Source organism: Hydrogenophaga sp. FG152 (genome assembly GCF_057809615.1).
Window position 1 is genome coordinate 180,603 of sequence record NZ_JBMDKH010000001.1, and the last position, 25,171, is coordinate 205,773.

Here is a 25,171-nt window from a genome sequence, read left to right on the forward strand (position 1 = left end):
GGGGGACGATGCCAGTGGCCCGGCAGAGCCGGTTCCACGGCATCTCTGGGTTCAGGCACGCGCTCCGGAGAGCGGAGGACCAAGGTGCCGCGCTTGAAGTAACGCCATCCAGAGACAGCGAGGGACGGCTACGCCGGCCCCAGCTGTCGTCCCCCCTCCAAGCGCCGAAGGCGCGCCAGAGAGGGGGGAAGCCGCGTCAGCGGCGCAGGGGGGGGTTACGGATACCAGGGGGTGTTACGGATACAGTCCGCGCAGGTCGCGCGCATGCAGGATGCGCTTGCAGGCCACGATGAAGGTCGCCGTGCGCAGGCTCACCTTGTTCTCGTCGGCCACCTGCCACACGGCGGCGAAGGCGTCCTTCATGATCTTGACCAGGCGGGCGTTGATCTCGTCCTCGCTCCAGAAGAAGCTGGAGAAGTCCTGCACCCACTCGAAGTAGCTCACCGTCACGCCGCCGGCGTTGGCGATCACGTCGGGCAGCACCAGCACGTTGCGCTCGTGCAGGATGTCGTCGGCCTGCGGCGTGGTCGGGCCATTGGCGCCCTCGATCACCATGCGCGCCCGGATGCGGCCGGCGTTGGCCTCGGTGATCTGCGATTCGAGCGCGGCGGGGATGAGGATGTCGCAGGGCACGTCCCAGAAGGCGTCGTTGGCCATCACTTCGGCACCGGCAAAACCCGCCACCGTGCCGGCGCGTTTCACATGGTCGAGCAGCGCGGGCACGTCGAGGCCAGCCTCGCGGTAGATGGTGCCGCCGTGGTCCTGCACCGCCACCACCTTGGCGCCGGCCTCGGCGAACAGCTTGCCAGCCACGCCCCCCACGTTGCCGAAACCCTGCACGGCCACGCGCGCGGTGGCCACGTCCAGGCCGATGCGGCGCGCCGCTTCCACGCCCACGGTGAACACGCCGCGGCCCGTGGCCTCGCGCCGGCCCAGCGAGCCGCCCAGGTCCACCGGCTTGCCGGTGACCACGCCGGTGGCGGTGGCACCCTCGTTCATCGAGTAGGTGTCCATCATCCAGGCCATGATCTGCTCGTTCGTGTTCACGTCCGGCGCCGGGATGTCCTTGGTCGGGCCGATGATGATGCCGATCTCGCTGGTGTAGCGGCGCGTCACGCGCTCGAGCTCACCGATCGTGAGCTGGCGCGGGTCCACGCGGATGCCGCCCTTGGCGCCGCCGTAGGGCACGTTCACCGCCGCGTTCTTGATCGACATCCAGGCCGACAGGGCCATCACCTCGGACAGCGTCACGTCCTGGTGGAAACGAACACCACCCTTGCCCGGGCCGCGCGAGGCGTTGTGCTGCACGCGGTAACCCTCGAAGTGGGCCACGGTGCCGTTGTCCAGGTGGATGGGCACGTCCACGATCAGCGTGCGCTTGGGCCGCTTGAGGGTGTCGACCCAGCGCGCCAGCGGGCCCAGGTAGGGCGCGACGCGGTCCACCTGTTGCAGGTAGACGCCCCAGGGGCCGAGGTGCTTGGGGTCGAGGTAGGAGGGGAGGGCTTGCGTGAAAACGGCCGGGGCGCTGGTGGCGCTGCCGGCCGGAAGGGGCGGTGTTTGTGACATGGAAGATTCCTTGTGGGTTGTGGCCCATGCACCGATGGGCCAACACGCGGAAGCTTACGGAGATGGCCTCTTCATGTCCAAGGCCATGATGCCATCGTGTTATGCATCGATTGCATAGTTGAACTTTGTTCTACGCGTTGAACTGCAACGCCGCCAGCCCCGCGTACACACCGCCCTGCGCCACCAGCTGGGCGTGCGTGCCTTGTTCCACCAGCCGCCCGTGGTCGAGCACCACGATGCGGTCGGCCTGCTGCACCGTGGCCAGGCGGTGGGCGATCACGAGCGTGGTGCGGTCCTTCATGGCGGACTCCAGCGCGGCCTGCACCATGCGCTCGCTCTGCGCGTCCAGCGCGCTGGTGGCTTCGTCGAGCAGCAGCAGGGGCGGGTTCTTGAGCATGGCGCGTGCGATCGCGATGCGCTGGCGCTGCCCGCCCGAGAGGCGCACGCCGCGCTCGCCCAGGAAGGTGTCGTAGCCCTCGGGCAGTTTCTCGATGAACTCGTCGGCGAAGGCGGCGGCCGCCGCCGCGCGCACTTCGGCATCGCTCGCGCCGGGCTTGCCGTAGCGGATGTTCTCCATCGCGCTGCTGGAGAAGATCACCGGGTCCTGCGGCACGATGCCGATGCGCTGGCGCAGGTCGTGCAGGCTGAGCTGGTCGATCGGCACGCCATCGAGCCGGATGCTGCCCAGCGCCGGGTCGTAGTAGCGCAGCAGCAGGCCGAACACGGTCGTCTTGCCGGCGCCGCTGGGCCCGACCAGCGCCACCGTCTGCCCCGGCTGCACGGCCAGGGTGAAACCGCTGAGCGCCGCCTGCGCCGGGCGTGAGGGGTAGTGGAAGGTGACGTCGTCGAAGGCCAGCGCGCTGCCCCCTTGCGGTGCCGGCGCCTGCAAGGGCCGCGCGGGCGACTGCACCGGCGACTCGCTGGCCAGCAGCTCCATCAGCCGCTCGCTCGCGCCGGCCGCGCGCAGCAGGTCGCCATAGACCTCGCCCAGCACGCCCACCGCACCGGCCAGGATGATGATGTAGACCACCGTCTGCCCCAGGTGGCCGGGCGTGATGGTGCCGGCCAGCACCGCCTGCGTGCCCTGGTACAGGCCCCAGAGCAGCAGCGCCGCGGTGCTGATGATGATGAAGGCCACCATGCCGGCGCGGGCCTTGGTGCGGCGGATGGCGGTGACGAAGGCGCTCTCCGTCGAGTCCTTGAAGCGCGAGGCCTCGCGGTCTTCGGCGGTGTAGCTCTGCACGATGGGAATGGCGTTGAGCACCTCGGCCGCGATCGCGCTGGAGTCGGCCACGCGGTCCTGGCTGGCGCGCGAGAGCTTGCGCACGCGCCGGCCGAACCACATGCTGGGCAGCACCACCAGCAGGATGATCAGCAGCACCTGCAGCATCACGTAGGGGTTGGTCCACACCAGCATGATGAGGGCGCCGATGCCCATCACGCCGTTGCGCAGGCCCATGGAGAGCGAGGAACCCACCACGGTCTGCACCAGCGTGGTGTCGGTGGTCAAGCGCGAGAGCACCTCGCCGGTCTGTGTGGTCTCGAAGAACTGCGGGCTCTGCCGCAGCACGTGGCTGTAGACCGCGTGGCGCAGGTCGGCCGTGATGCGCTCGCCCAACCAGCTCACCAGGTAGAAGCGCGCGGCGGAGAACACGCCCAGGGCCACCGCGACGGCGAAGAGTTCGAGGAAGTGGCCGCGCAGCCCCATGGCCTGCGCGCTGCGATCGCCCGCCACCAGGCCGCCGTCGATCAGGCCACGCAGGGCCACCGGAAACAGCAGCGTGGCAACGGCCGCCAGCACCAGGAACAGCATCGCCAGCCCGATCTGGGTGCGGTAGGGCCGCATGAAGGGCAGCAGGCCCCCGAGCGAGGTGGGCGATTCGGCTTTGGGGCGGTCGGAGGAGGGGGTGGGCATGGTGCAGAGTGTGCCGGTTTTGGGGGCCGGGCGTGAATGGAGGTGCGGTGCTAGGATGCCTCCCAATTTTTCAATTTCAAGGGACGGGGATGGCACAACAGGACGATTTCGCGCCCACCGTGGCGCTGGCGGATGAGCGCGCGGCGGCGGTGCAGGCACTGGACGTCCGGTTCAACGGCTCGGGCAGCGAGTACTTCCGCATCTGGGTCGTGAACCTGCTGCTCACGCTGGTCACCCTTACCTTGTATGCGCCCTTCGCGCGCGCCCGGCGCATCGCCTATTTCCAGAACAACACCCTGGTCGGCGGCGACCCGCTGGGCTTCCACGCCGACCCCTGGAAGATGTTCCGCGGCTACCTGCTGGTGCTGCTGCTGGGCGTGGGTTACTGGGCGGTGTCGAACTTCCTGCCCCATCTGGCGTGGGTCGCGCTGCTGGCTTTCATGGTGCTCTGGCCCGCGCTGTGGCGCGCCTCGCTGCAGTTCCGGCTGCGCAACACCAGCTGGCGCGGTGTGCGCCTGAGCTTCGCGGGGGATCTGAAGGGCGCCTACCTCAGCATGCTGCCCTTCTTCCTGCCCGCGCTGGCCTTCGTGCTGTTCCTGCCCGCCGTGACCGAAGGCGAAGAGATGGCGCCCGAGGTGGCCCGGCGCGGCGGCATCGTGATCGGCTCGGTGGTGCTGCTCTTCACGGCGCTCATGCCCTGGCTCATGGCGCGCATCAAACGTTACCAGCATGGGGGCTATGTGTTCGCGCAGCAGCGCACGCAGCTGGACACCCGCACCGCCCGCTTCTACGGGCTGTTCCTGAAAACGGGTGGCGTGAGCCTGCTGGTGGGCCTGGTGGGTGCCGCGCTGGTGGCCCTGGTCCTGTTCGTGCTGGCGCGTGGCATGTTCGGCGACCTGGCGGCCGGCCAGCGGCGGGCCCTGGTCGCGCTGGTGGTGCCGGTGGCGCTGGGGGTGATCTACCTGCTGATCCCGCTGGTGAGCGCCCCGTACTTCGGCGCGCGTTTCCAGGACCTGCTTTGGAACGGCACGCGCAGCGAGAAGATCCGCTTCAACAGCGCGCTGCGCTTTCGCAGCCTGTTCCGCGTCACGCTGGTCAACTGGTTGTTGATCGTGGTCACGCTGGGCCTGTACTGGCCCTTCGCGAAGGTGCGCACCGCGCGCCTGAAGCTCGAGGCCATGTCGTTGGCGGTCGATGGGCCGGTGGATGGCTGGCTGGCGAGCGCGCAGCAGGTCGGCAAGGGTGTGCTGGGCGACGCGGCCGGCGATTTCTTCGGCATGGACATGGGGCTCTGATGGGTGCTGCGCCTGCCTCGCTCCAAAGCCAGTGGTTCGACGGCCAGTCGCCCAGGCCGCGCTCGGTGACGTTGCGCGTGGAGGCGGGCGAGCTGCTCATGCAAGCGGGTGAGGACACACGGCGCTACCCGCTGGCGCGCGTGCGCTGGCCCGAGCGGCGCACGCACGGCCAGCGCCAGGCCGAGTTGCCGGACGGCGGTCTCATCCAGCACGCCGATGCGGCGGCGTGGGACGCCTGGGCGCGGGCCAGCGGGTTGCAGGACAGCGCGGTGGTGGGTTGGATGCAGAGCTGGCGCGCCGCGCTGGTGGCACTCGCGGGTTCGGTGGTGTTCCTGGGGGCCGCGTGGTTGTGGGGCGTGCCGTGGTTGAGCCAGACGCTGGCGCACCAGGTGCCGGATTCGCTGGACCGGCATGTGGGTCAGCAGAGCTTGCAGCAGCTGGACCGCTTGTTTCTGCGGCCCAGCGCCTTGCCGCAGACGCGGCAGGACGAGTTGCGCCAGCGTTTCAAGTCGCTGGTGGATCGCGCTTATCCGCAGGGGGATGCGCCGCACTGGGAGCTGGCGTTCCATGCCTCGCCGGTGTTGGGCGCGAATGCGTTTGCGTTGCCGGGCGGTTACATGGTGATGACGGACGAGCTGGTGGCGCTGTTGCACGACCAGCCGGATGCGCTGGTGGGTGTGCTGGCGCACGAGTTGGGCCATGTGGAGCACCGCGATGGGCTGGACATGGTGGTGCGCGCGAGTCTGATCAGTGCGCTGGTGGGGGTGGTGTTGGGGGATGCCAGCGGTTTTCTGGCCACGGTGCCGGCGACGTTGGCGACCCAGGCCTATTCGCGCGACACCGAGCGGCGCGCGGATGCGCATGCGGCTCGGCTGATGCACGCGGGGGGTGTGCCGCCGGCGGCCATGGTGGTGTTTTTCGAGCGCATGCTGGTTGAGGCGGACAAGGACCCTTCTCCGCAGGATGAGGAGGACCGGGTGTCTTTGCCCATCGCGATTGGCAGCCACCCGGATCACCTGGAACGCATCCGGTTTTTTCGGGAGTGGCGGCCTGAGGACTCGCGCTAGTTTCTGGCCTTGCACCTCGCGCTGGTTTTCGGCCTTGCACCTCGCGCTGGTTTCCGGCCTTGCACCTCGCGCTGACGGCTGGCGTGGTCCGCGTTCTCCGGCGCTGCTCGCGGGTGTCTGCCCGGGTCCACGACCATCACTTCGTCAATACCACCCCTTCGCTCACCCTCTGTGGCAACCGCGAATGGGCGCCTGCGCCCGCGAACCCCACCATCCGTCGAGAGGGAGGGAATGGAACGTCATTCAAATGAAACTTGAATTCAATCACTTGAATGCCACCATGCCACCATGCCACCATGCCACCATGCCACCATGCCACCATGCCACTGGGTCGATGGTGCGGGTGGTCGGGCGCAGGCGCCCATTCGCGGTTGCCACAGAGGTTGTGCGCCTGTCCGGTGTTGACGAAGGGGTGTGGGCGTGCCCGGGGCAGTCGTCCGCGAGCAGCGCTGGAGAACGGCCACCCGCACCAGCGGCCCCGAGACCAAGCCACCCCACCCCAGCCCACCCCAGCCCAGCCAAGCCAAGCCAAGCCAAGCCAAGCCAAGCCAAGCCAAGCCAGGCGAACCAAAACCGCACCCTGTGGCAACATGACCACCCCAAAAGGAGCCACCACATGATCACCCTGGAATTCCTGATCACCTCCCTCATCGTCGTCCTCATCCCCGGCACCGGCGTGGTGTTCACCGTGTCCGCCGGGCTGGTGCAGGGAAAGCGGGCCAGCCTGTTCGCTTCCCTCGGCTGCACCCTGGGCATCGTGCCCCACCTGCTGGCCACCGTGCTCGGCCTCGCCGCCGTCATGCACACCAGCGCGCTCGCCTTCCAGCTGCTCAAGTACGCCGGCGTGGCCTACCTGCTCTACCTCGCCATCGCCACCTGGCGCGACCGCTCGGCCTTCGTGGTGCAGGAAGGCGGCGCACGGCGCAGCGCCCTCAGCCTCACCGTCAAAGCCTTCCTGCTCAACATCCTCAACCCCAAACTCACCATCTTCTTCCTCGCCTTCCTGCCCCAGTTCGTCGACCCAGCCGCCGCCTCGCCCCTGGGCCAACTGCTCCTGCTCAGCGGCGTCTTCATGGCCATGACCTTCGGCGTCTTCGTGCTCTACGGCCTGCTTGCGCACGCCTTCCGCCGCGCGGTCATCGACTCGCCGCGCGTGCAGGACTGGCTGCGCCGCAGCTTCTCCGCCGCCTTCGCCGGCCTGGGCGCGCAACTCGCGTTCACCGAACGCTGACGCACCGCGCTCACAGCACCAGCCGCTGCACGTAGCCCGTCATCTCCAGATACCCCCGCCCCACGGCCTTGCCGTTGCTGTCGATCAGGTCGGACAGACCTTCCCAATACACCGTGCCGGTGCTCGCACGGCTGTCGAGTTCCTGCGGCTCGATGACGGCCTTCACCGTGTAGAAATCGCCCGGCGTGCGCACCACCCACTCCACCGGGTAGCGCGCGCGCGTGAGCGGGCTGGTCCACCAGCGCCGGGGCTGGAAGTCCACCTCGCCCGCGCTGAAGCGGTAGATGTCGGTGGCGCTTTGCGCGCTGCCCGCCGCGCGGAACGAGCCCCCGGCCCACAGCTTGCTCCCGTCCTTGCGGCGCAGCTGGAAGGCCGTGAGGCTGTGGCCCTCGAACAGGTTCATGCCGATCCAATCCCAGCCCACCGCCTCAGGGTGCAGCAGGGCCTCGCTCCATTCGTGGTCCAGCCAGGCGGTGCCGCGCACCTCGAAGCGCTGGCCTTTGAGCGCCAGCGTGCCCTGCACGGCCAGGTGCGGCTGGCTCACGTAGAAGCTGGCCTGCGACGCGTCCGGCCCCTTGCGTGAGAAACCCTGATCGCCCTGCAGCAGCCAGGCCTGCTGCGGCACCGCCTGCAGATCGATGCCGAGTTCGTCGCCCACCACGCGCGCGGTGTAGTGGCCGGTGTCGGGCCGGCGCCGCAGCGACCAGTCGCGCAGCACCACGTGCGTGTCCTCGGCGCTGGCGAACACGCTGCGCTCGATCGAGGCGAGCGGCTCGCCGTTCCAGCGCGCGATGCGCTGGTCGTGCAGCAGCCGGCCGCTTTGCACGTCGGTGATGGCCGCGTGCGCGAACAGCAGCTGCTTCGCGGCCAGCGGACCGCGCAGGGCCTGCGTGCCGTCCACGCGGCTGCGGAAGAACGTCACCTGGAAACCGAAGTCGCGCCCCGCCGCGTCCTTCGCCTGGCCGGTGAGGTACCACCACTCGGTGCGCGTCTCGTTGTGCGTGCCGTGGTCGCGCGGGAAGCGCAGCGGGCGTGGCCGCAGGGCATCGCCGGGCCGGTGACCGGCCTGTGCCTGCGCGCGGGGCAGCGCCACCGCACCGGCCGAGGCCACCAGCAGTTGCCGGCGGCGCATCACCAGTCCTCCTTCACCGCGCGCACCGCATCGCGGCCGGCGGCGGCCTGCCCAGCGAGCCAGGCGGTGAGCGTGCCGGCCACCACCACGGCGGCGCACAGCGCGAGCAGGCGGGCCCAGGGCAGCACGAGGTCCATGGTCCAGTGGAAGCTCTGCGGGTTGACCACGTGCACCAGCACCAGGCTCACGGCCAGGCCGAGCGCGAGGCCGGCGAGCGCGCCGAGCACCGTCCAGGCCAGGCCTTCGAGCGCCACCACGCCCAGGATCTGCGACCGCGTGAGGCCCAGGTGCGCGAGCAGGCCGAACTCGCGCCGGCGCGCCAGCACCTGCGCGCTGAAGCTCGCGGCCACGCCGAACAGGCCGATGCCGATCGCCACTGCCTGCAGCCACACGGTGACGGCGAAGCTGCGGTCGAAGATGCGCAGCGAGTTGGCGCGGATCTGGCCGACCGAGGCGAACTCGATGGCATTCGCCGCACCCTGTGCCTCGGCCAGCGCGCGGATGCGTTCGCGCACGGTGTTTTCGTCGGCCCCTTCGGCCAGGTGCAGCGCGAGGTCGTTCACGCGCGCGTCGCCGGTGAGGCGCACGAAGTCGGCGCGGTCCATCACCACGCTGCCGTGCTGGCGCGCGTAGTCGCGCCACACCCCCGCCACAAAGAAGCGCGTGCCGCGCACCTGCGGCTCGGCAAAGGCCTGCGCCAGCGCTGGCAACCAGCTGCCGGGCCGGGCGCCGTAGAGGTCCACCATGGCCTCGCTCACGTAGACCGCGACCACGCGCGCGCCATCGGGTGCGGCGGGGGCGGGCATGGCGTTGCCGACCAGGGGCAGGCTCAAGGTGCCGCCGGGCGTGGTCTCCAGCGGGCGCGTGAGCAGCGCGATGGCGGGGCGCTCGGGCGCAAGCTGCACCGGCGTGGCACGCAAGGTGTCCACGCGGGCCACGCCCTCGACGTCGGCCACGCTGGCCACGAACGCCGCCGGCAGGTGGCTGCCGTCGCCGGCGCCGCTGCCCACGCTGCGCACATAGAGCTGGGCGGGCAGCACAGCGTCGAGCCAGTGCGTGACCGAGTCGCGAAAACTCGCCACCATCACCGTGAGCGCGACCGACAGCGCCAGGCTCGCGACCACGCCGCTGGTGGCCACGGCGGCGGTCTCGCGCAGGCGGCGCGCGCGCTCCACCGCGAGCACCGGCAATGCATGGCGCGCGATGCGCGGCGCGATGCGGTCCAGCAGCCAGCCCACGCCCAGCGGCAGCGCCGCGATGCCGCCCACCAGCAGCAGGCCCACCGACACATAGGCCGCCAGCGGAATGCCCGCCACCGGTGGCGCCCAGGCCATCGCGGCGGCCAGCAGCACCAGGGCCAGCGCCAGCGTGTGGCGGCGCGCGCCGGGTCGCAGCGGCGCGCCCAGGCCCTTGAGCGCGAGCGCGGGCGCCAGGCGGGCGGTGGCCTGCGCGGGCCACCAGCCGCCCACCAGCGCCGCCACCACGCCCAGCAGCAGGTACACACCGGCCGCCAGCGGGCTCCACAGCAGCGGCGGTGTCACGCCCGAGAAGTAACCGCCGCCCAGGTCGCCACCGAGCAGGCGCAGTGCGAGCGCGGCCAGCGCCGTGCCCAGCGCGATACCGAGCGCGCTGCCCAGCAGGCCGAGCAGGGCCGATTCGGCCAGCACCAGGCGCAGCCGCTCGCGGCTGGACAGGCCCAGCACGCCCAGCAGCGCGAACTGCGGCTGGCGCCGCGCCACCGAGAGCGAGAGCACCGAAAACACCAGGAAGGCGCCGGTGAACAGAGCGACCAGCGCGAGCACTGTGAGGTTGACGCGGTAGGCGCGCGAGAGGTTGCTCACCCGCTCGCCCGACTGCTCGGGCCGCTGCGCGATCACGTTGGCGGGCAGGGCCAGGGCGGCCAGCACCTCAGCCACGCGCGCGCCGGGGGCCAGGCGCAGGTCGATGCGGCTCAACTGGCCCGTGCGGTCCAGCAGGTCTTGCGCGGCGGCCACGTCCATCACCAGCAAGGGCGCGCCGGGCGCGTTCACGCGGCCGGCCACGCGCAGCACCGCGCCGTTCTGCAATGGCAGGCGGGGCTGCCCCGCGAGGGCCTGCTGCGCGGCCGCGTTGAGAAACACCGCGTCGGGCGCGAAGAGGTCGAAGCGCCGCGTGGCGCCGTCGCCGTCGGCCACCGGCATCAAGGCGGGCGAGAGGCCGGCCACCACCAGCGCGTCCACGCCCACCAGCTTCACGCTCAGCCGCCCGCCGTCGCTCGCGACGACCTGCACCGGGCCTTCGAGCACCGGGCTGGCCAGCGCCACACCGGGCTGCGCGGCCACGCGCGCGAGCAGGGCGTCGTCCAGCGTGCCCTGGCGCGCGCGCAGCTCCACGTCGGGCTGGCCGTTGACCGAGCTCACCGCGCTGGAGAACTCGGCCAGCGCCGAGGCGTTGATCAGGTGCACCGCGAACGCCAGCGCCACGCCCAGCATGACCGCCACCACGGCTGAGGCGTTGCGCCAGGGGTGGTGGCGCAACTCTTGCAAGGAAAAGGTCGAGAGCAGCGAGCGCATGGCTTGAGCTTAAGCCCATCGGGTTTGGTGGGGCAGCGCACCGACGGCCAACCGGGGGCGCGCGTAAGATGGCCCAACGGTTGTCTGGCGCTCACCGATCACACAGCGCACCCACGCGCTGCTGCCCGCCGCGAGGCGGGTCCACTTCTCCCCACACGGTGATCCCCATGGTTCGCATTCACCTCGCCATCGATCTGCAGTACGAGATCCACCCTCCCGGTGCCGATTTCATCTTCAACGTGCAGGCCGCGCATTCGCCGCAGCAGACCGTGAGCTGGGAGCAGCTGCAGGTCAGCCAGCCCGTTCCCCTGCTGATGCACACCGACGCGGCCACGCGCACGCGCACGCTGCGCCTGAGCGCCGGCCCGGGTCCGCTGTCGGTGCGCTACCGTGCCACGGTGGACATCGAGCACCACGTGGCGCCACCCGACAGCGTGTTTGAAACGCCGGTGGCCCAACTGCCGCCCGAAGCACTGGCCTACATCTACCCCAGCCGCTACTGCCAGTCCGACTGCGTCACCGCCATGGCCAACCAGCTGTTCGGCCAGATGCCGCAGGGCTACCGCCGTGTGCAGGCGATCCAGCAATGGGTGCAGAGCCAGGTGACGTTCGAGTCGAACACCAGCAACTCCATGACCTCGGCCCTGGACACGATGAACGACCGCAAAGGCGTGTGCCGCGATTTCGCGCACCTCATGATCACGATGTGCCGCGCGCTCAACATTCCCGCGCGCTTCACCACCGCGATCGACTTCGGCGCCGACCCCGCCCTGGGCCCGACCGACTTCCATGCCTATGTGGAGGCTTATGTGGGCCACCGCTGGTACATCTTCGATCCTTCGGGCACCGCGATCCCCATGGGTTTCCTGCGCATCGGCACCGGCCGCGATGCGGCCGACGCCTCGTTTGCCACCATTTTTGGCGGTGTGGACACGCACGCGCCGCGCATCGACATCTCGGCCCAGACCAGCCCCCGCCACGGCTGGCTGATGCCCGTGCACCGGCCCGAAGCCCTGTCCACCGACGGCGGCTGGCAAGCGGGCGGCTAACGCTGCTCAAGCGCGGCGCGGGCCGCTTTCTCCGTGGCGAGCAGGTGCTGCTCCATGAGGGCGACCGCGGCCGCCGCATCCCTGCGCAGGACCGCGTCGAGGATCGCCTGGTGTTCCGCCTGCACGTCCCGGGCCACCAGCGGGCCCTTGTGGCGGGCTTTGCGGTAGCGCTGCGAATGGTCCATCAACTGGTTCCAGAACCGCAGCAGCCACTCCGAACCACAGGCGCTCACCAGGGCCGCATGAAAGTGGCGGTGCTGCTTCTCCCACTCGAGATCCGTGGTGCTGCCTTCGCTCCCGGGCAGGGGGGTGCGCCCCAGCACGTGCAGGGCGGCAACCACCTCCGCTTCCCAGCGGGCGTCGCCGTACTGGATGGATTCGGTCAGGCAAAGGCGTTCGATCTCACGGCGCGTCTTCATCAGATCGGCCAGCTCGGCGAGTGAGATTTCCAGGACGCGCGCGCCCCGCCGCGCCTCCATGGACACCAGCCCTTCGCTGGCCAGGCGGGCCAGCGCCTCGCGGATGGGCGTGAGCCCCAGGCCGAACCGCTCTTCCAGCTCCGCGACCCGCAAGCGGTCATTCGCCCCCAGGTCGCCCAACAGGATTTCCTGCCGCAGGCGGTGGTACGCGCGCTCGGTGCGCGAGCCCGAATCGAGGGCGGGGTCTTCTACAACGAACTGATTCATGAAGTAAATAGGAGTTTATACGAAACACAATATTTCATGAAAAATGTATATTTCATGAAATTCAGCAACTTTCGCAAACGGAGAAATTATCGCACCGACCGCCCTTCGTGGGCCGGTGTGCCGCCTTCTCCCCGCCGCGAAAGAGGCGTTTTCACCCCCTGTCCCGAAAGTACCCATGAAACTGAAACGATGCACCCTTCTCTCCGCGCTGGTCCTGGTCAGCGGCGCCGCGTGGTCCCAGAGCACCAGCACGGTCTACGGCCTCGTCGACCTGGGCTTCGTGCGCGAAAGCGGCGGGCCCAACGGCGCCAGTGCCTCCAAGCTCACCAGCGGCGTCGCCGGCGGCTCGCGGCTGGGCTTTCGCGGCACCGAAGACCTCGGTGCGGGGCTCTCGGCGTTCTATATCCTGGAAATGGGGCTCAACGCGGACAACGGCACGCTGGGGCAGGGCGGTCTCGCGTTCGGGCGGCAGTCGCTCGTGGGCCTGCAGGGCGGTTTCGGCAGCCTCTCGCTCGGCCGCCAATACACCCCTGTCGCCTTCGTCCAGACCGAGACGGATCCCTTCATCACGGGCCTGGCCGGGACGTCCGCCAACCTGATCAGCGCGGGCGGCGCGGGCGGCAACAACCGCATGGACAACACCGTGCGCTACACCTACGCGGCCAAGGCCGGCTGGACCGCCGATGTGGTCTACGGCCTGGGCGAAACGCCCGGCGACAGCAGCGCGCGGCGCCAGTACGGTGGCGCGATCGGCTATGTGTCGGGTCCGGTGTACGTCAAGCTGGGCCACCACAACGTCAACAGCGCCGCGTCGGTGCCGGCGAAGATGGGCTTCCTCGGGGCGAAATACGACTTTGGCGTGGCGACGGCGCATTTCAACTACGTGGTGAACAAGGGCTCGGCGGTGTTCGGCCTGGTCAACGCGGATTCGCGCGACGTGCTGCTGGGGGTGTCGGTGCCTTATGGGGCAGGGCGGTTCATGGCCTCGTACATCCGCAAGAACGACCGGACCGCCGCCAACCACGATGCGAGCCAGTGGGCGCTGGGCTACACGCACGCCCTGTCCAAGCGCACGGGCGTCTACGCCTCGATCGCGCGCATCGACAACAGCGTGCCCGCGGGCTCCCCCACCGGCTTCTACCGGGTGGGCAACGCCACCGAACAAGGCCTGGGCAACCGGGCCTACAACGTCGGCATCCGCCATGCCTTCTGACGCCTGCCGCGCGCCAGAAGCGTCCTTCCCTCCATCTCCTTCAGACACCATGAACACCTCCTTCCATCGCCGCTCTTCGCTGTGGCTGCTGCTCGCCACCCTCGCCGCCGCGGCGCTGCTCGCGCCGAAGGCGCAAGCCCAGGCGCCGAACTACCCCAACAAGCTGGTCACCATCGTGGTGGGCTACCCCGCTGGGGGCGACACCGACGTGCTGGCGCGGTTGATCGCCGAGAAGCTCGCCCCCCGCCTTGGACAACCGGTGGTGGTCGACAACCGCACCGGCGCCGCCGGCACCATCGCCACCAACTACGTCTCCAAGGCACGCCCGGATGGCCACATCCTGCTGCTGGCCCCCAACACCGCGGCCATCACGCCCCACGTGATGACGGCCGCCGGCAGCGCGATCGACCCGAGCACGGAACTGACCTCCATCGTCCAGCTGGGCAGCCAATCGCTGTTCGTCGTCGCGGCGACCGCAACCGGCGTTTCTTCCGTGAAGGAGCTGGTGGCCAAGGCCAAGGCCGGCGGCATCGTGAGCTACGCCAGCCCCGGCAACGGTTCGCCCATGCACATCCTCGGAGAACTCTTCAACAAGTCCACCGGCACGAAGATCACGCAGATACCGTACCGGGGCAGCATGCCCGCCATCGCCGACGTGGTGGGTGGGGCGATCCCGCTGATGTACACCACGCTGGGTCCCGCCGCGCCGCACATCAAGTCGGGCCGCCTGGTCCCGCTGGCGGTGGCCGACCTTAAACGCTCGCCCTTTCTGCCCGATGTGCCCACGCTCGCCGAGCAGGGCATCGTGGGGGCCGAGGTCGGGGCCTGGCAGGCGCTGATGGGGCCCAAGGGCATGCCCTCGGACCTGGTCCAGCTGATCAACCAGCATGTCAACGAGATCCTCAAGATGCCCGATGTCATCGCGCGGATGGAGACCATCGCGCTCGCGCCAGCGGGTGGAGAACCCGGCAAGCTCGCGAAGCTGGTGGCCGCCGACTATGTGCGCTATGGCAAGGTCGTGGCCGAGTTTGGTATCAAGGCGGACTGAGCGCCGCAAGCACCGTGACCTACTATTCAGAGAACCTTTTGTCCCGCCTTCCAACGCAGCCGCCGCTTCCCTTCGAAGCCGCGCAGGCCTACGAAGAGACTGTGCTGGGCTGGGCCGCCGACCTGCCGCTACCGGCCGGCATCGCCGTCACGCGCGACCGCGCCTATGGCCCCGATCCGCAGCACCGCTGCGACGTGTACCGGTCGATCGATGCGCGGGACGACGCCCCCATCCTGATCTTCTGGCACGGCGGCGGCTGGACCAACGGCTACAAGGAGTACGTTGCCTTCATGGCGCCAGCCGTGGTCGGCCTGGGCATGGTGCTGGTGGCGCCGGGCTACCGGTTGGCGCCGGGGCACCGGCTGCCGGCGGCGTTCAAAGACGGCCTGGCGCTCACCCGCCATGTGATCGCCCATGCGGCCGACTTCGGCGGTCGCGGCGACCAGATCTACCTGGCGGGGCATTCCGCCGGCGCGCATCTGGCGGCGCTGGTGGCCCTGCGGCGCGATGAAGCGGGCAGCGCTGGCATTCCCCCGGGCGCGATCCGGGCCTGCCTGCCTGTGAGCGGCATCATGGATCTGCACCACCCCGATCCCTCCGCGGCCAGCCTGGAAGAGCGCATCTACAGCATGGTGCTGAGCGACGCGGCGCACGACGCCGTGATGAGCCCGCTGTGCTGGACGGTGGGCAACACCATCCCCATGTACCTCAGCCATGGCGAGTCGGACAGTGCGCGGGTGGTTCATTCGAACCGCCGCATGGCGGCCTTGCTGGCCAGGCAGCCGGGGCCGTCCCAGCTGCACGAAGAGCCCGGCCTGGACCATTTTGCGACCCACACCTGCCTGCGCGACCCGAAGGCGGCGTGGTACCAGCGCCTGGCTGGCCTCCTGCAGGCCCACCGGCGCTGGGATGAACCCGCTGTTTGAGAGGAAAAAGAATGCAGACCCCACCCACCCCCGCCGACAGGGAAACCGCTTTCATCACCGGAGGCGCCTCCGGCATCGGCCGCGCCACGGCGCTGCGCCTGGCCGAAGACGGTTTTCGCGTCGTGGTGATCGACCGCAACGCGGCGCAGGTTGACACGCTGCTCGCGGAACTCACCCAGGCCGGGCGCGACACGGCCGGCCACGCGGTCGACGTGTGCGACCGCCCGGCCATCGCGGCGCTGATCGCCGCCGAGGCGCGTGTCGACGTCATGGTATGCGCGGCGGGGATCGGCCCCGCCCGGTCCTTCGACGACATCCGTGACGAGGACTTTCGCGCCGTGCTGGACGTGAACGTGCTGGGCGTCTTCATCGCCGCGCAGGAAGCCACGCGACGGATGAAGCCGGGCGGCCGGGTCGTGACGGTGTCCTCGCGCGCGGCGCTGGGTGGCACCGGTTTTGCGCACTACGTGGCCTCGAAAGCGGCGGTGGTGGGCCTGACCCGGGCCATGGCGATGGAGCTTCGCCAGCGGCAGATAGCGGTCAACTCGATCGCGCCGGGCTTCACCGACACCGGCATGACGCGCGCCATGACGCCCGAGCAGCACGCGGCGGCCAGCGCGCTCGAACCGAGCGGGCAGCCCGCCGATCCGGGCGAGATCGCCCATGCCATTGCCTTCCTCGCGTCGCCGCGCACCCGCTTCATCACGGGCCAGACTCTCTTCGTGGATGGTGGCAAGTCGCTGGGCGGCCTTGGCCTGTGAGGAGGCCGCGATGATCGTTCGAACCGCGTGTCTCGAAGGCACCGTGAAGCCGGAGGACGTGGACCGCCTGGATGCCTTCGTGATCGAGCAGGTGGTGCCGCTGATGAAGCGCTTTCCTGGCGTGCGCGCCGTGCGGGTGCTGCGCGCCTTGTCCATCGAGGACGGCGGCCCGCGCTTGCACATGACCTTTGAATCCTCTTACGACTCGGTGGACGCCATGGAGCGCGCCTTTGCCGATCCCGTTCGCCAGGAGCTGAAAGCCCAGCTCGCGCAAATCCGGCCCTGGTTCCAGGGCCGCCTGTTCCACGTCACGCAAAAGGTGCTGGCCGACGGGCCTTGCCCAACGCCCGACAAGGCATAGCCGACCAAATTACTCTGCATGCCACTTCCCTCGCAGGAGGTTTGCCGGTAGAATTCAGTTCGTTTCAAGTAAGAAACACGGGTTTACTAAAGAAACATTGGGCGCCCGCAGCGCCCAGGCACTTCAAGGATTGCAGATGAGCGTATTGGGCATCGATCAAATTACCTACGGAGCCGCCGACCTGCCGCGCTGCCGCCAGTTCTTCCTGGACTGGGGTCTGTCGCTGGTGCAGGAGTCGCCCCAGGAACTGGTGTTCGAGTCGCTCAACGGCTGCCGCGTGGTCGTCGCGCATTCCGACAAGCCCGGCCTGCCGGCCGGCGTGGAGCCGGACCCGACGTTGCGCGAGGTGGTCTGGGGCGTGGACACGGCCGAGAGCCTGGCGCTCTACCGCAGCCGCCTGCAGAGCCAGGCCGGCTTCGTGGACGCCGATGGCCGCTTCGGCTGCACCGACCCCAACGGCCTGGCGGTGCGCCTGCAGCTCACGAAAAAACGCGAGGTGCAGATCGAGAGCGCGCTCGTCAACACCTGGAGCGACCGCCCGCGCCGCAACCAGCGCAGCCCGGCCTACGACCGCGCCACGCCGGTCGAGGTGGGCCACGTGGTGTTCTTCGTGACCGACCTCAAGGCCACCGGCGCCTTCTACATCGACAACCTGGACTTCGTCGTCTCCGACCTGTACCCCGAGCGCGGCCTGTTCCTGCGCTGCGCGGCCGAAGGCGGGCACCACGACCTGTTCCTGCTGCAGCCGCCCGAGCCGCGCCGGGGCCTGAACCACGTGGCCTTTTCCGTGCGCGACCTGCACGAGGTGGTCGGCGGCGGCATGCACATGTCGCGCAGCGGCTGGAGCACCGAGCTCGGCCCGGGCCGCCACCCGATTTCGTCGGCCATGTTCTGGTACTTTGAGAGCCCGGCCGGCGCGCTGGTGGAGTACTACACCGACGAGGACGAACTCACCGCCGACTGGCAGCCGCGCGAATTCACGCCCGGCCCGACGGTGTTCGCCGAATGGGCCATCAAGGGCGGCATCGACGGCAACACCCGCCGCCAGGTGAACGCCGCCGCGCCCAGCGGCAAATTCATGACCGACAAGCCCAAGCCGCCCACGGAATGACACCGAAGGAGACATGACATGCGAACCCCCGATCTGTACAACGAAACCCACCAGACGCGCACCGCACCGCCGACCTCGTATGAGGGCCTGCTGGGCGATTCGATCGAACGTGCCTACGCCCAGGGCATCCACGACCTCGCCGGCCTGGTGAACTACCTCAACGATGCGGGCCCCTCCGGCCCCAACGGCCAGCGCTGGACCGAGCCGTCCTTCCAGCAGGAAATGGCCCGCCTCGGCGCCTGACCGCGCGCCGCCCGAACCCAGCCCATCGCCAGGAGACACGTCCATGGATACCTCTGTCATCAACGTTCAGCTCGACCCGGTCGACGCCGTCCTCGAAGTCGGCCTCAAAGACCTGTGGTTCCCGGTCTGCCCGTCCAGCTTCGTGAAGAACGACCCGATCTCGATCCGCCGCCTGGGCTACAAGATCGCGCTCTGGCGCGACCAGGCCGGCCAGGTCCACGCGCTGGAAGACCACTGCCCGCACCGCGGCGCGCCGCTCTCGCTGGGTGTGAACCTGGGCGACCGTCTGGCCTGCCCGTACCACGGTGTCGAGGTGCGCTGCGACGGCACCGTCACCCGCGTGCCCGGCAGCCCCGGCTGCAAGCTCGAAGGCTCGCGCCCTGCGCGCATGTTCCACGCCACCGAAGCGGCCGGCGCGATCTTTCTCTACAACGCGAGCAACCCCATCCTGGACCAGGCGCCGCCGCTGCAGCTGCCCGAGGAGCTGACCTCGCCCGAGTGGTCGAACTTCCTCTGCTACACCGAGTGGGGCGGCGACTACCGCTACGTGATCGACAACGTCATGGACCCGATGCACGGCGTGTACCTGCACAAGCAGTCGCACACCATGAGCGAAGGCGCGAGCGAGGCCGAGTTCCAGATCCGCGACATCCCCAACGGCTTCTGTTTCGAGAAGAAGGGCCAGCGCGGCGTCAACTTCGACTGGACCGAGTGGATGGACCTGGGCATCCACGTGATGCGCCTGGAGATTCCGTACCCCAAGACCGGCGGCCCCGGCGGCAACTTCACCATCATCGGCAGCTACACCCCGATCAGCAGCCGCACCTCCGGCGTGTTCCACTGGCGCTGCCGCCGCGTGACCGGCTGGCAGCGCGACACCTGGCGCTTCCTGTACAAGAACCGCCTGGAAGAGCGCCACTGGAACGTGCTGGAGCAGGACCGCGTGGCGGTGGAAAACATGGAGCCCGACGCCAACAAGCGCGAGCACCTGTACGCCCACGACATGGGCATCGTGCGCCTGCGCCGCCACCTCAGAAACCTGGCCAAGGCCCAGCTCGACAAGCCCGTGTGAGAATCGCGGGATGAGCAACAACGCCACCACCCTGCAAGCCTGGGTCCACACGCTGCGTCACGAAGCCGACGACATCATCAGCGTGGACCTGCGTCCGGCCCCCGACGTCGTGTTCCCCGCGTTCGAGGCCGGCTCCCACATCGACCTGCACCTGCCCAACGGCATGGTGCGCAGCTACTCGCTGTGCAACCCCAGCCAGGAGCGCCACCGTTACGTGGTCGGCGTGCTCAAGGACCGCGCCAGCCGGGGCGGCTCGCGCTGCGTGCACGAGCAGCTGCGCGTGGGCATGCGCATCACCATCAGCGCGCCGCGCAACCACTTCGGCCTGCACGAAGAGGCCTCGCACACCGTGCTGGTGGCCGGCGGCATCGGCGTCACGCCCGTGCTGTGCATGGCGCGCCGCCTGAAGGACCTGGGCCGCAGCTTCGAGTTCCTGTACTTCGCCCGCTCGCGCAAGAGCGCGGCCTTCGTCGCCGAGATCGAGGCCCTGGGCGTGCCCGTGACCTGGCACTTCGACGACGAGAAGGGCGGCCCGCCCGACCTCCCGGCCCTGCTGGGCCGTCGCGCGCCTTCGGCCAGCGAGCACTACTACGCCTGCGGTCCGGCGGTGATGCTGGACAACTTCGAGAAGACCTGCGCCGCGCTGGGCCACACCCAGGCGCACATCGAGCGCTTCGCGGCGGTCGAGGTGGCGGCGGCGGACGACGCCAAGACCAGCTTCACCGTCGAGCTGCGCCGCAGCGGCCAGATGTTCGAGGTCACGCCCGACACCACGCTGCACAAGCGCCTGATCGAGATCAACGCCGACGTGCCCTTCAGCTGCGAAGAGGGCATCTGCGGTTCGTGCGAAACCAAGGTGCTCGAAGGCATCCCCGACCACCGCGACATGGTGCTGACCGACGCCGAGCGCGCGGCCAACAAGGCCATGATGGTCTGCGTCTCCGGTTGCAAGAGCGACCGGCTCGTTCTCGATATTTAAGCGTCGATCGAGCCGTCGTCGGGGGCAGTCGCGCACTGCCGCCGCAGCTTGCCGAGCACCGTGTACAGCACACGGCGCTCGTCGCGGCTGAGCGTGAGGATCATCTGCGCCTGGCTGCGCCGCGCCAGCGGCATGATTTCCCCGTACAGCGCCTCACCCGCCTCGGTCATCCGGCAGATCAGGCCCTTGCGCCCCCGCGGGCCCGGCGTCTGCATCTCCACCAGGCCCCGGTCGCCGAGCAGCCGCAGCGCGCGGCTGACCTGCGCCTTGTCGGCGGCCGCCAGTTCCACCAGTTCCGCAAACGGCAGTGAACCCGCGTGCGCCAGCACCGAGAGGATGCGCCATTCCGACACCGTGAGCTCGAAGCGGTCCGCGTAGGGCAGGGTGATCGCGCGCCGCAGCCCGTTGCTGGTGTGGCTGAACATGGTGGTCAGGAAATCGTGCACCGCCAGGCCCGCGCCATCGGGCGCCAGATCGGTCCAGGGGTTGGCGGCCTCGTCGGCGGTGCCGGTCTCGGGGGGCAGGGCGGGGGGCGTCGGCAGCGGCTTGGGTGAAGACATGCGGCCATTCTCGGGGAAGCCACCGCGTTCACTGGGCACCGCACCCCGATGCCTCTGTTGATTGATCAACAAAATTGCAACAAATTGTCAGAAATCGGGTTTTCATCGTTGATCAGTCAACGACGAAGGTCTACGATGGACTCGTTTCTGTTGTGAACCCTTGTTTCCAATATGAAACCGCGTCCCGGTGCCTTTCACGCCGGACTGAACCCCACAACCGAGTGAATCGCCTCACAGGAGCGCATGATGAAAATGGATCGTCGTCAGTGGATGGGTCTGGCCTTGGCGGCCACGGCCCTGGTGTCGGGTGGCGCAGCCGCCCAGGCTTACCCGGAAAAGACCATCAGCCTGGTGGTGGCCTATCCCCCCGGCGGCGACTCCGACGCCACCGCCCGCCTGTTCGCCGACAAGCTGTCGCAGCGGCTCAAGCAGACCGTGATCGTGGAGAACAAGCCGGGCGCCGGCGGCACGCTGGGCAACACCTACGTGAGCCGCGCCAAGCCCGACGGCTACACGCTGCTGTTCACGCCCAACCCCTTCACCACCGCGCCCATGGTGCTCAAGCTCGCGCCCAACGCCACCTACGACGTGCTGCACGGTTTCGAGCCGGTGGTGCTGACGGCGATGCAATCGGTGCTGCTGGTCACGCACCCGGACAGCGGCATCAAGACCGTGGCCGACCTCGTGGCGCAGGCCAAGGCCGGCAAGCAGCTCACCTACGCCAGCCCCGGCGCGGGCTCGCCGATGCACATCGTGGCCGAGTGGTTGAACCGCGCCGCCGGCATCCAGGTGCAGCACGTGCCGTTCCGTGGCGTCGGCCCGATGATCCCCGACATGCTCGCGGGCCGGGTCACCATGGGCTACCCCACGCTGGGTGCCGTGGAGGCGCACCTCAAGACCGGCAAGCTGGTGGCGGTGGCGCTCACCGACGGCGAGCGCAGCCCGCTGATCCCGAACCTCTCCACCGTGGCCGAGCAGGGCTACAAGGACGTCAAGCTCGGCGCCTGGAACGGCATCTTCGCGCCCAAGGGCACGCCCCCGGCCATCGTCAAGCTGCTCAACGAGCACATGAACGAGATCCTGCGCATGCCCGACGTGATCGAGAAGATGGCGACCTTCGGTTCCCGCCCGGTGGGCGGCAAGCCCGAGGCCCTGGCCAAGATCAACGCCGACGACTACGCGCGCCTCTCCAAGCTCATCAAAGAGCTGAACATCCAGGCCGACTGAGCCCAGGACGAGGAACCCCCATGAGCGAATCCACCCTGGGCCGCGACACGCCGCAGGTCAACGCCCGCGCCAAGGTGCTGGGCCGCGCGGTGTACGCCGGCGACATCCAGGTCGCTGGCATGCTGCACGGCAAGATCCTGCGCAGCCCTTACCCCCATGCGCGCATCGTCCGCGTGGACACCTCGGCCGCGCGGGCCTTGCCTGGCGTCAAGGCGGTGCTCACCGGCGCCGACGCGCCGCGCACGATGTGGGGCGTGCACCAGAAGGAGCGCCGCATCCTGGCCGAGGGCGTGGTGCGCTTCGCGGGCGAAGAGGTGGCGGCCGTGGCCGCCACCTCCGAAGAGATCGCGCGCGACGCGCTGGACCTGATCCGCATCGAATACGAAGAGCTGCCCGCGCTGCTCACGCCCGAGGACGCGCTCGCCGATGGCGCGCCCGGCGTGCACCCCGGGCGTGCCAACGTGGCGCACGAAATCCGCTTCGAGCGTGGCAGCGTCGACGCCGGTTTCGCGCAGGCGGACCTGATCCACGAGGCCACCTACACCACACACGCACAGTACCCGGGCTACCTCGAACCCATGGCCAGCGTGGCGGCGATCGACCCGGACGGCCGCCTGCAGGTCTGGACCTCGACGCAGTCGGTGTTCCTGGCGCGCGCGCGCCTGGCGGCCGCGCTGGAGTTGCCGGTCTCGCGCGTGCGGGTGCAGGCGGCCACCGTGGGCGGGGGCTTCGGCGGCAAGATCGTCGAAGACGACAACCAGCTCGTGGCCGGCCTGCTCGCGCTCAAGACCGGGCGCGCGGTGCGCCTGGTCAACAACCGGCTGGAAGACTTCCAGGCCGCCTGCTCCAGCGTGCCCGAGCGCATCACGCTCAAGCTGGGCATGACGCGCGAGGGCCTGATCGTCGCCAAGGACGTGCACATCGTGGCCGACTGCGGCGCCTACTGCGGCCTCTCGCCCGAGGTCATGCACGTGAGTGCCATGCGCAGCGACAACATGCACCGGCTGCAGCACGTGCGCTCGCACGCCACCATGGCCTACACCCACACGCCACCGCACGGCGCGTTCCGGGGCTTTGGCGGCACGCAGATGCTGTTCGCGCTCAACAGCCACATCCACGCCATGGCCGAGCGGCTCGGGCTCGACCCGGTGGAGATCCACCAGCGCAACGCCATCGGCCGTGGCGAGACCTCCATCCACGGCTGGCAGATCGGCAGCACCGGCCTGCTCGAATGCATTGCCCAGTGCACCGAAGCCATCGGCTGGCATCAGAAGCGCGCGCGGGCGCCCGGCACGGGCAGCCGCCGGCGCGGCGTGGGCATGGCCGCGGCCATGCACGTGAGCGGCAACCGCACCATCGGCAACTGGGACGGCTCCACCGTGATGATCAAGGTCAACGAAGACGGCCGCCTGGTGGTGCATTGCAGCGAAGGCGACATGGGGCAGGGCGCCATGACCATGCTGAGCCAGATCGTGGCCCACGAGCTCAACCTGCCATTGGCCCACGTGCTCGTGGTCGCGCCCGACACCGACAGCGCGCCGTTCTGCATCGGCACGCTGGCCTCGCGCGTGACCATGGCGGCCGGCAACGCCGCCATCGTGGCCGCGCAGGCCGCGCGCGACAAGCTCTTCGCCCTGGCCGCGCAGATGCTCGGTGCGCCGGCCGACCAGCTGGAGATCGCCGAAGGCCACATCCGCGTGCGCCAGCAACCCGGGCAGCGGCGAACGCTGGCCGAGGTGGCGCGCCAGCACATCTGGCGCCACGGCGGCGAAGGCATCCAGGTCATGGGCAGCTGGGACGCGAAGACCCAGATGCACGACGACCAGGTCCACGGCAACATCGCGCCCGCCTATTCGTTCGCGGCCCAGGCGGTCGAGGTGGAGGTGGACACGCAGACCGGCCAGGTCACGGTGATCGACAGCTACGTCAGCGACGACTGCGGCAAGGCCCTGAACCCGCTGGCGATCCACGGCCAGACCAATGGCGCGACCGTGCAGGCCATGGGCTGGACGCTCTACGAAGAGCTTCAGCTGGAAGGTGGCCGCCTCATGAACGGCAACTTCGCCGACTACAACATGCCCACCGCCGACGCCGTGCCCCTGCTGCGCGGCGGGCTGGTCGAGTCCCACGAACCCAACGGGCCGCACGGCGCCAAGGGCGCGAGCGAGACCGCCATCCTGCCCGGCGCGCCGGCGATCGCCAACGCGGTGTACCACGCCGTGGGCGTGCGCATCACCGACCTGCCCATCACGCCGCAGAAAGTGCTGGCCGCGCTGCGCGCCCTGAAGGAGACGGCCCATGCTTGACTTCGACTTCCTCGAACCCGACAGCGTGGCCGAGGCCAGCCGCATGCTCGCCGACCTGGGCGACGAATGCCGCGTGATCGCCGGCGGCACCGCGCTCATGCTCGGCATGCGCCAGCGCATGCTCACGCCCTCGCACCTGGTGTCGCTGGGCCGGCTCGGCGCGCTGCGCGGCATCGCGCTGGACGAGCGCGGCGGCCTGCGCATCGGCGCGCTCACGCTGCACGCCGAGGTGGCCGCCTCGCCCCTGGTGCAAGAGCGCTGGCCCATGCTCGCCAGCATGGCCGCGCGCGTGGCCAACCCGCAGGTGCGCAACCAGGGCACCATCGGCGGCAACCTCTGCTACGCCGACCCCTCCACCGACCCGCCGGGTTGCCTGCTGGCGCTGAACGCGCAGGTGGTACTGGCCAGTGTGCGCGGCGAGCGCGTGCTGGCCCTGAGCGATTTCCTGGTGGACTACTACACCACCGCGCTCGAACCCGACGAGCTGCTCAGCGAGATCCGCGTGCCCGCGCTGCCCGCCGATGCGAGCGGCCAGTACGCGCGCTTCCTGCGCACGGCCGCCGAGCACCGGCCGCTGGTCAGCGTGGCCTTCGTCGCGCGGCGCCAGGGCGCGGTGTGCACCGAGGCGCGCATCGCCGTCGGCGCGTCCACCCCCATCCCCGCGCGCCTGCCGCGCGCCGAGGCGTACCTGGCCGGCAAGACCGTCACCGCCGACGTGGCGGCCGAGGCTGCGGCCATCGTCGCCGCCGACATCGAACCCGTGTCCGACGCCCGGGGCGACGCCGACTTTCGGCGCGACATGGTGCGCGTGGTCGCGCGGCGCAACATCGCGGGCCTGTTCGGCCTGCCCCAGGAATAGTGTGAACAGACC

General features: G+C 69.5%; 22 protein-coding genes. 16 read left to right on the forward strand and 6 right to left on the reverse strand.

Annotation, left to right across the window (positions count from 1 at the left end):
• Nucleotides 1–234: 234 nt before the first annotated feature.
• Both ACODTB_RS00905 and ACODTB_RS00910 read right to left on the reverse strand, forming a co-directional pair.
• A complete protein-coding gene (locus ACODTB_RS00905; protein WP_488929043.1) occupies nucleotides 235–1,566 on the reverse strand; it encodes a Glu/Leu/Phe/Val family dehydrogenase in 1,332 nt (443 codons plus the stop codon).
• Nucleotides 1,567–1,696: 130 nt separating this feature from the next.
• Complete coding sequence (locus ACODTB_RS00910) at nucleotides 1,697–3,481, reverse strand: ABC transporter transmembrane domain-containing protein (RefSeq protein ID WP_291120462.1); 1,785 nt, start codon at nucleotides 3,479–3,481, stop codon at nucleotides 1,697–1,699.
• A gap of 89 nt (nucleotides 3,482–3,570) precedes the next feature.
• Here ACODTB_RS00910 and ACODTB_RS00915 point away from each other — a divergent pair, with 89 nt between their 5' ends.
• The 3 genes from ACODTB_RS00915 (at nucleotide 3,571) to ACODTB_RS00925 (ending at nucleotide 7,074) form a co-directional block, all read left to right on the forward strand.
• Nucleotides 3,571–4,776 (forward strand): YjgN family protein, encoded by a 1,206-nt coding sequence (locus ACODTB_RS00915; RefSeq protein WP_291120460.1) that lies wholly within the window; start codon nucleotides 3,571–3,573, stop codon nucleotides 4,774–4,776.
• Nucleotides 4,776–5,843 (forward strand): M48 family metallopeptidase, encoded by a 1,068-nt coding sequence (locus tag ACODTB_RS00920; RefSeq protein WP_488929044.1) that lies wholly within the window; start codon nucleotides 4,776–4,778, stop codon nucleotides 5,841–5,843. The genes ACODTB_RS00915 and ACODTB_RS00920 overlap by 1 nt, the downstream gene beginning before the upstream one ends.
• Nucleotides 5,844–6,459: 616 nt before the next feature.
• Nucleotides 6,460–7,074 (forward strand): LysE family translocator, encoded by a 615-nt coding sequence (locus tag ACODTB_RS00925; RefSeq protein ID WP_291117568.1) that lies wholly within the window; start codon nucleotides 6,460–6,462, stop codon nucleotides 7,072–7,074.
• Between the two features lie 10 nt (nucleotides 7,075–7,084).
• Here the strand turns inward: ACODTB_RS00925 and ACODTB_RS00930 are convergent, their stop codons facing one another.
• The gene (locus ACODTB_RS00930; RefSeq protein ID WP_291117565.1) at nucleotides 7,085–8,206 is read right to left on the reverse strand and encodes a lipocalin-like domain-containing protein; all 1,122 of its coding nucleotides are present in this window, start codon (nucleotides 8,204–8,206) and stop codon (nucleotides 7,085–7,087) included.
• The gene (locus tag ACODTB_RS00935) at nucleotides 8,206–10,758 is read right to left on the reverse strand and encodes an FtsX-like permease family protein (RefSeq protein ID WP_291117562.1); all 2,553 of its coding nucleotides are present in this window, start codon (nucleotides 10,756–10,758) and stop codon (nucleotides 8,206–8,208) included. Before ACODTB_RS00935 ends, ACODTB_RS00930 begins: the two co-directional genes overlap by 1 nt.
• 167 nt (nucleotides 10,759–10,925) lie before the next feature.
• Here ACODTB_RS00935 and ACODTB_RS00940 point away from each other — a divergent pair, with 167 nt between their 5' ends.
• Nucleotides 10,926–11,807 carry a transglutaminase-like domain-containing protein gene (locus ACODTB_RS00940; protein WP_291117560.1) on the forward strand — a complete coding sequence of 294 codons (882 nt, stop codon included), beginning with the start codon at nucleotides 10,926–10,928 and terminating at the stop codon, nucleotides 11,805–11,807.
• On the opposite strand, the gene ACODTB_RS00945 is transcribed toward ACODTB_RS00940, so the two are convergent.
• On the reverse strand, nucleotides 11,804–12,493 hold the full coding sequence (locus ACODTB_RS00945; protein WP_291117557.1) for a GntR family transcriptional regulator: 690 nt from the start codon (nucleotides 12,491–12,493) through the stop codon (nucleotides 11,804–11,806). The two genes, ACODTB_RS00940 and ACODTB_RS00945, sit on opposite strands and share 4 nt — an antisense overlap.
• Before the next feature lie 175 nt (nucleotides 12,494–12,668).
• Here ACODTB_RS00945 and ACODTB_RS00950 point away from each other — a divergent pair, with 175 nt between their 5' ends.
• The 9 genes from ACODTB_RS00950 to ACODTB_RS00990 all read left to right on the forward strand — a co-directional run bounded on the left by ACODTB_RS00950 (nucleotide 12,669) and on the right by ACODTB_RS00990 (nucleotide 20,207).
• Nucleotides 12,669–13,706, forward strand: coding sequence for a porin (locus tag ACODTB_RS00950; protein ID WP_291117553.1), 1,038 nt, complete (start codon nucleotides 12,669–12,671; stop codon nucleotides 13,704–13,706).
• A gap of 49 nt (nucleotides 13,707–13,755) precedes the next feature.
• A complete protein-coding gene (locus tag ACODTB_RS00955; RefSeq protein ID WP_291117551.1) occupies nucleotides 13,756–14,754 on the forward strand; it encodes a Bug family tripartite tricarboxylate transporter substrate binding protein in 999 nt (332 codons plus the stop codon).
• 38 nt (nucleotides 14,755–14,792) lie between these two features.
• A complete protein-coding gene (locus tag ACODTB_RS00960) occupies nucleotides 14,793–15,680 on the forward strand; it encodes an alpha/beta hydrolase (RefSeq protein WP_291117549.1) in 888 nt (295 codons plus the stop codon).
• A gap of 11 nt (nucleotides 15,681–15,691) precedes the next feature.
• A complete protein-coding gene (locus tag ACODTB_RS00965; protein WP_488929045.1) occupies nucleotides 15,692–16,441 on the forward strand; it encodes an SDR family NAD(P)-dependent oxidoreductase in 750 nt (249 codons plus the stop codon).
• 10 nt (nucleotides 16,442–16,451) lie between these two features.
• A complete protein-coding gene (locus ACODTB_RS00970) occupies nucleotides 16,452–16,802 on the forward strand; it encodes an EthD domain-containing protein (protein WP_291117543.1) in 351 nt (116 codons plus the stop codon).
• A gap of 136 nt (nucleotides 16,803–16,938) precedes the next feature.
• A complete protein-coding gene (locus ACODTB_RS00975; protein WP_291117540.1) occupies nucleotides 16,939–17,913 on the forward strand; it encodes a VOC family protein in 975 nt (324 codons plus the stop codon).
• Between the two features lie 18 nt (nucleotides 17,914–17,931).
• Nucleotides 17,932–18,156 carry a recombinase-like helix-turn-helix domain-containing protein gene (locus tag ACODTB_RS00980; RefSeq protein ID WP_291117537.1) on the forward strand — a complete coding sequence of 75 codons (225 nt, stop codon included), beginning with the start codon at nucleotides 17,932–17,934 and terminating at the stop codon, nucleotides 18,154–18,156.
• 43 nt (nucleotides 18,157–18,199) lie between these two features.
• The gene (locus ACODTB_RS00985; protein WP_291117535.1) at nucleotides 18,200–19,228 is read left to right on the forward strand and encodes a Rieske 2Fe-2S domain-containing protein; all 1,029 of its coding nucleotides are present in this window, start codon (nucleotides 18,200–18,202) and stop codon (nucleotides 19,226–19,228) included.
• Nucleotides 19,229–19,238: 10 nt separating this feature from the next.
• The gene (locus ACODTB_RS00990; RefSeq protein ID WP_291117532.1) at nucleotides 19,239–20,207 is read left to right on the forward strand and encodes a PDR/VanB family oxidoreductase; all 969 of its coding nucleotides are present in this window, start codon (nucleotides 19,239–19,241) and stop codon (nucleotides 20,205–20,207) included.
• Here the strand turns inward: ACODTB_RS00990 and ACODTB_RS00995 are convergent.
• A complete protein-coding gene (locus tag ACODTB_RS00995) occupies nucleotides 20,204–20,767 on the reverse strand; it encodes a MarR family winged helix-turn-helix transcriptional regulator (RefSeq protein ID WP_291117529.1) in 564 nt (187 codons plus the stop codon). The genes ACODTB_RS00990 and ACODTB_RS00995 overlap by 4 nt on opposite strands.
• A 246-nt stretch (nucleotides 20,768–21,013) precedes the next feature.
• Between ACODTB_RS00995 and ACODTB_RS01000 the strand changes: the two genes are divergently transcribed.
• The 3 genes from ACODTB_RS01000 to ACODTB_RS01010 are packed head-to-tail and all read left to right on the forward strand — an operon-like array spanning nucleotide 21,014 to nucleotide 25,159.
• Nucleotides 21,014–21,994 carry a Bug family tripartite tricarboxylate transporter substrate binding protein gene (locus ACODTB_RS01000; RefSeq protein WP_291117527.1) on the forward strand — a complete coding sequence of 327 codons (981 nt, stop codon included), beginning with the start codon at nucleotides 21,014–21,016 and terminating at the stop codon, nucleotides 21,992–21,994.
• Between the two features lie 20 nt (nucleotides 21,995–22,014).
• Complete coding sequence (locus tag ACODTB_RS01005) at nucleotides 22,015–24,300, forward strand: xanthine dehydrogenase family protein molybdopterin-binding subunit (RefSeq protein WP_291117524.1); 2,286 nt, start codon at nucleotides 22,015–22,017, stop codon at nucleotides 24,298–24,300.
• A complete protein-coding gene (locus ACODTB_RS01010) occupies nucleotides 24,293–25,159 on the forward strand; it encodes an FAD binding domain-containing protein (protein WP_291117521.1) in 867 nt (288 codons plus the stop codon). Before ACODTB_RS01005 ends, ACODTB_RS01010 begins: the two co-directional genes overlap by 8 nt.
• Nucleotides 25,160–25,171 lie beyond the last annotated feature (12 nt).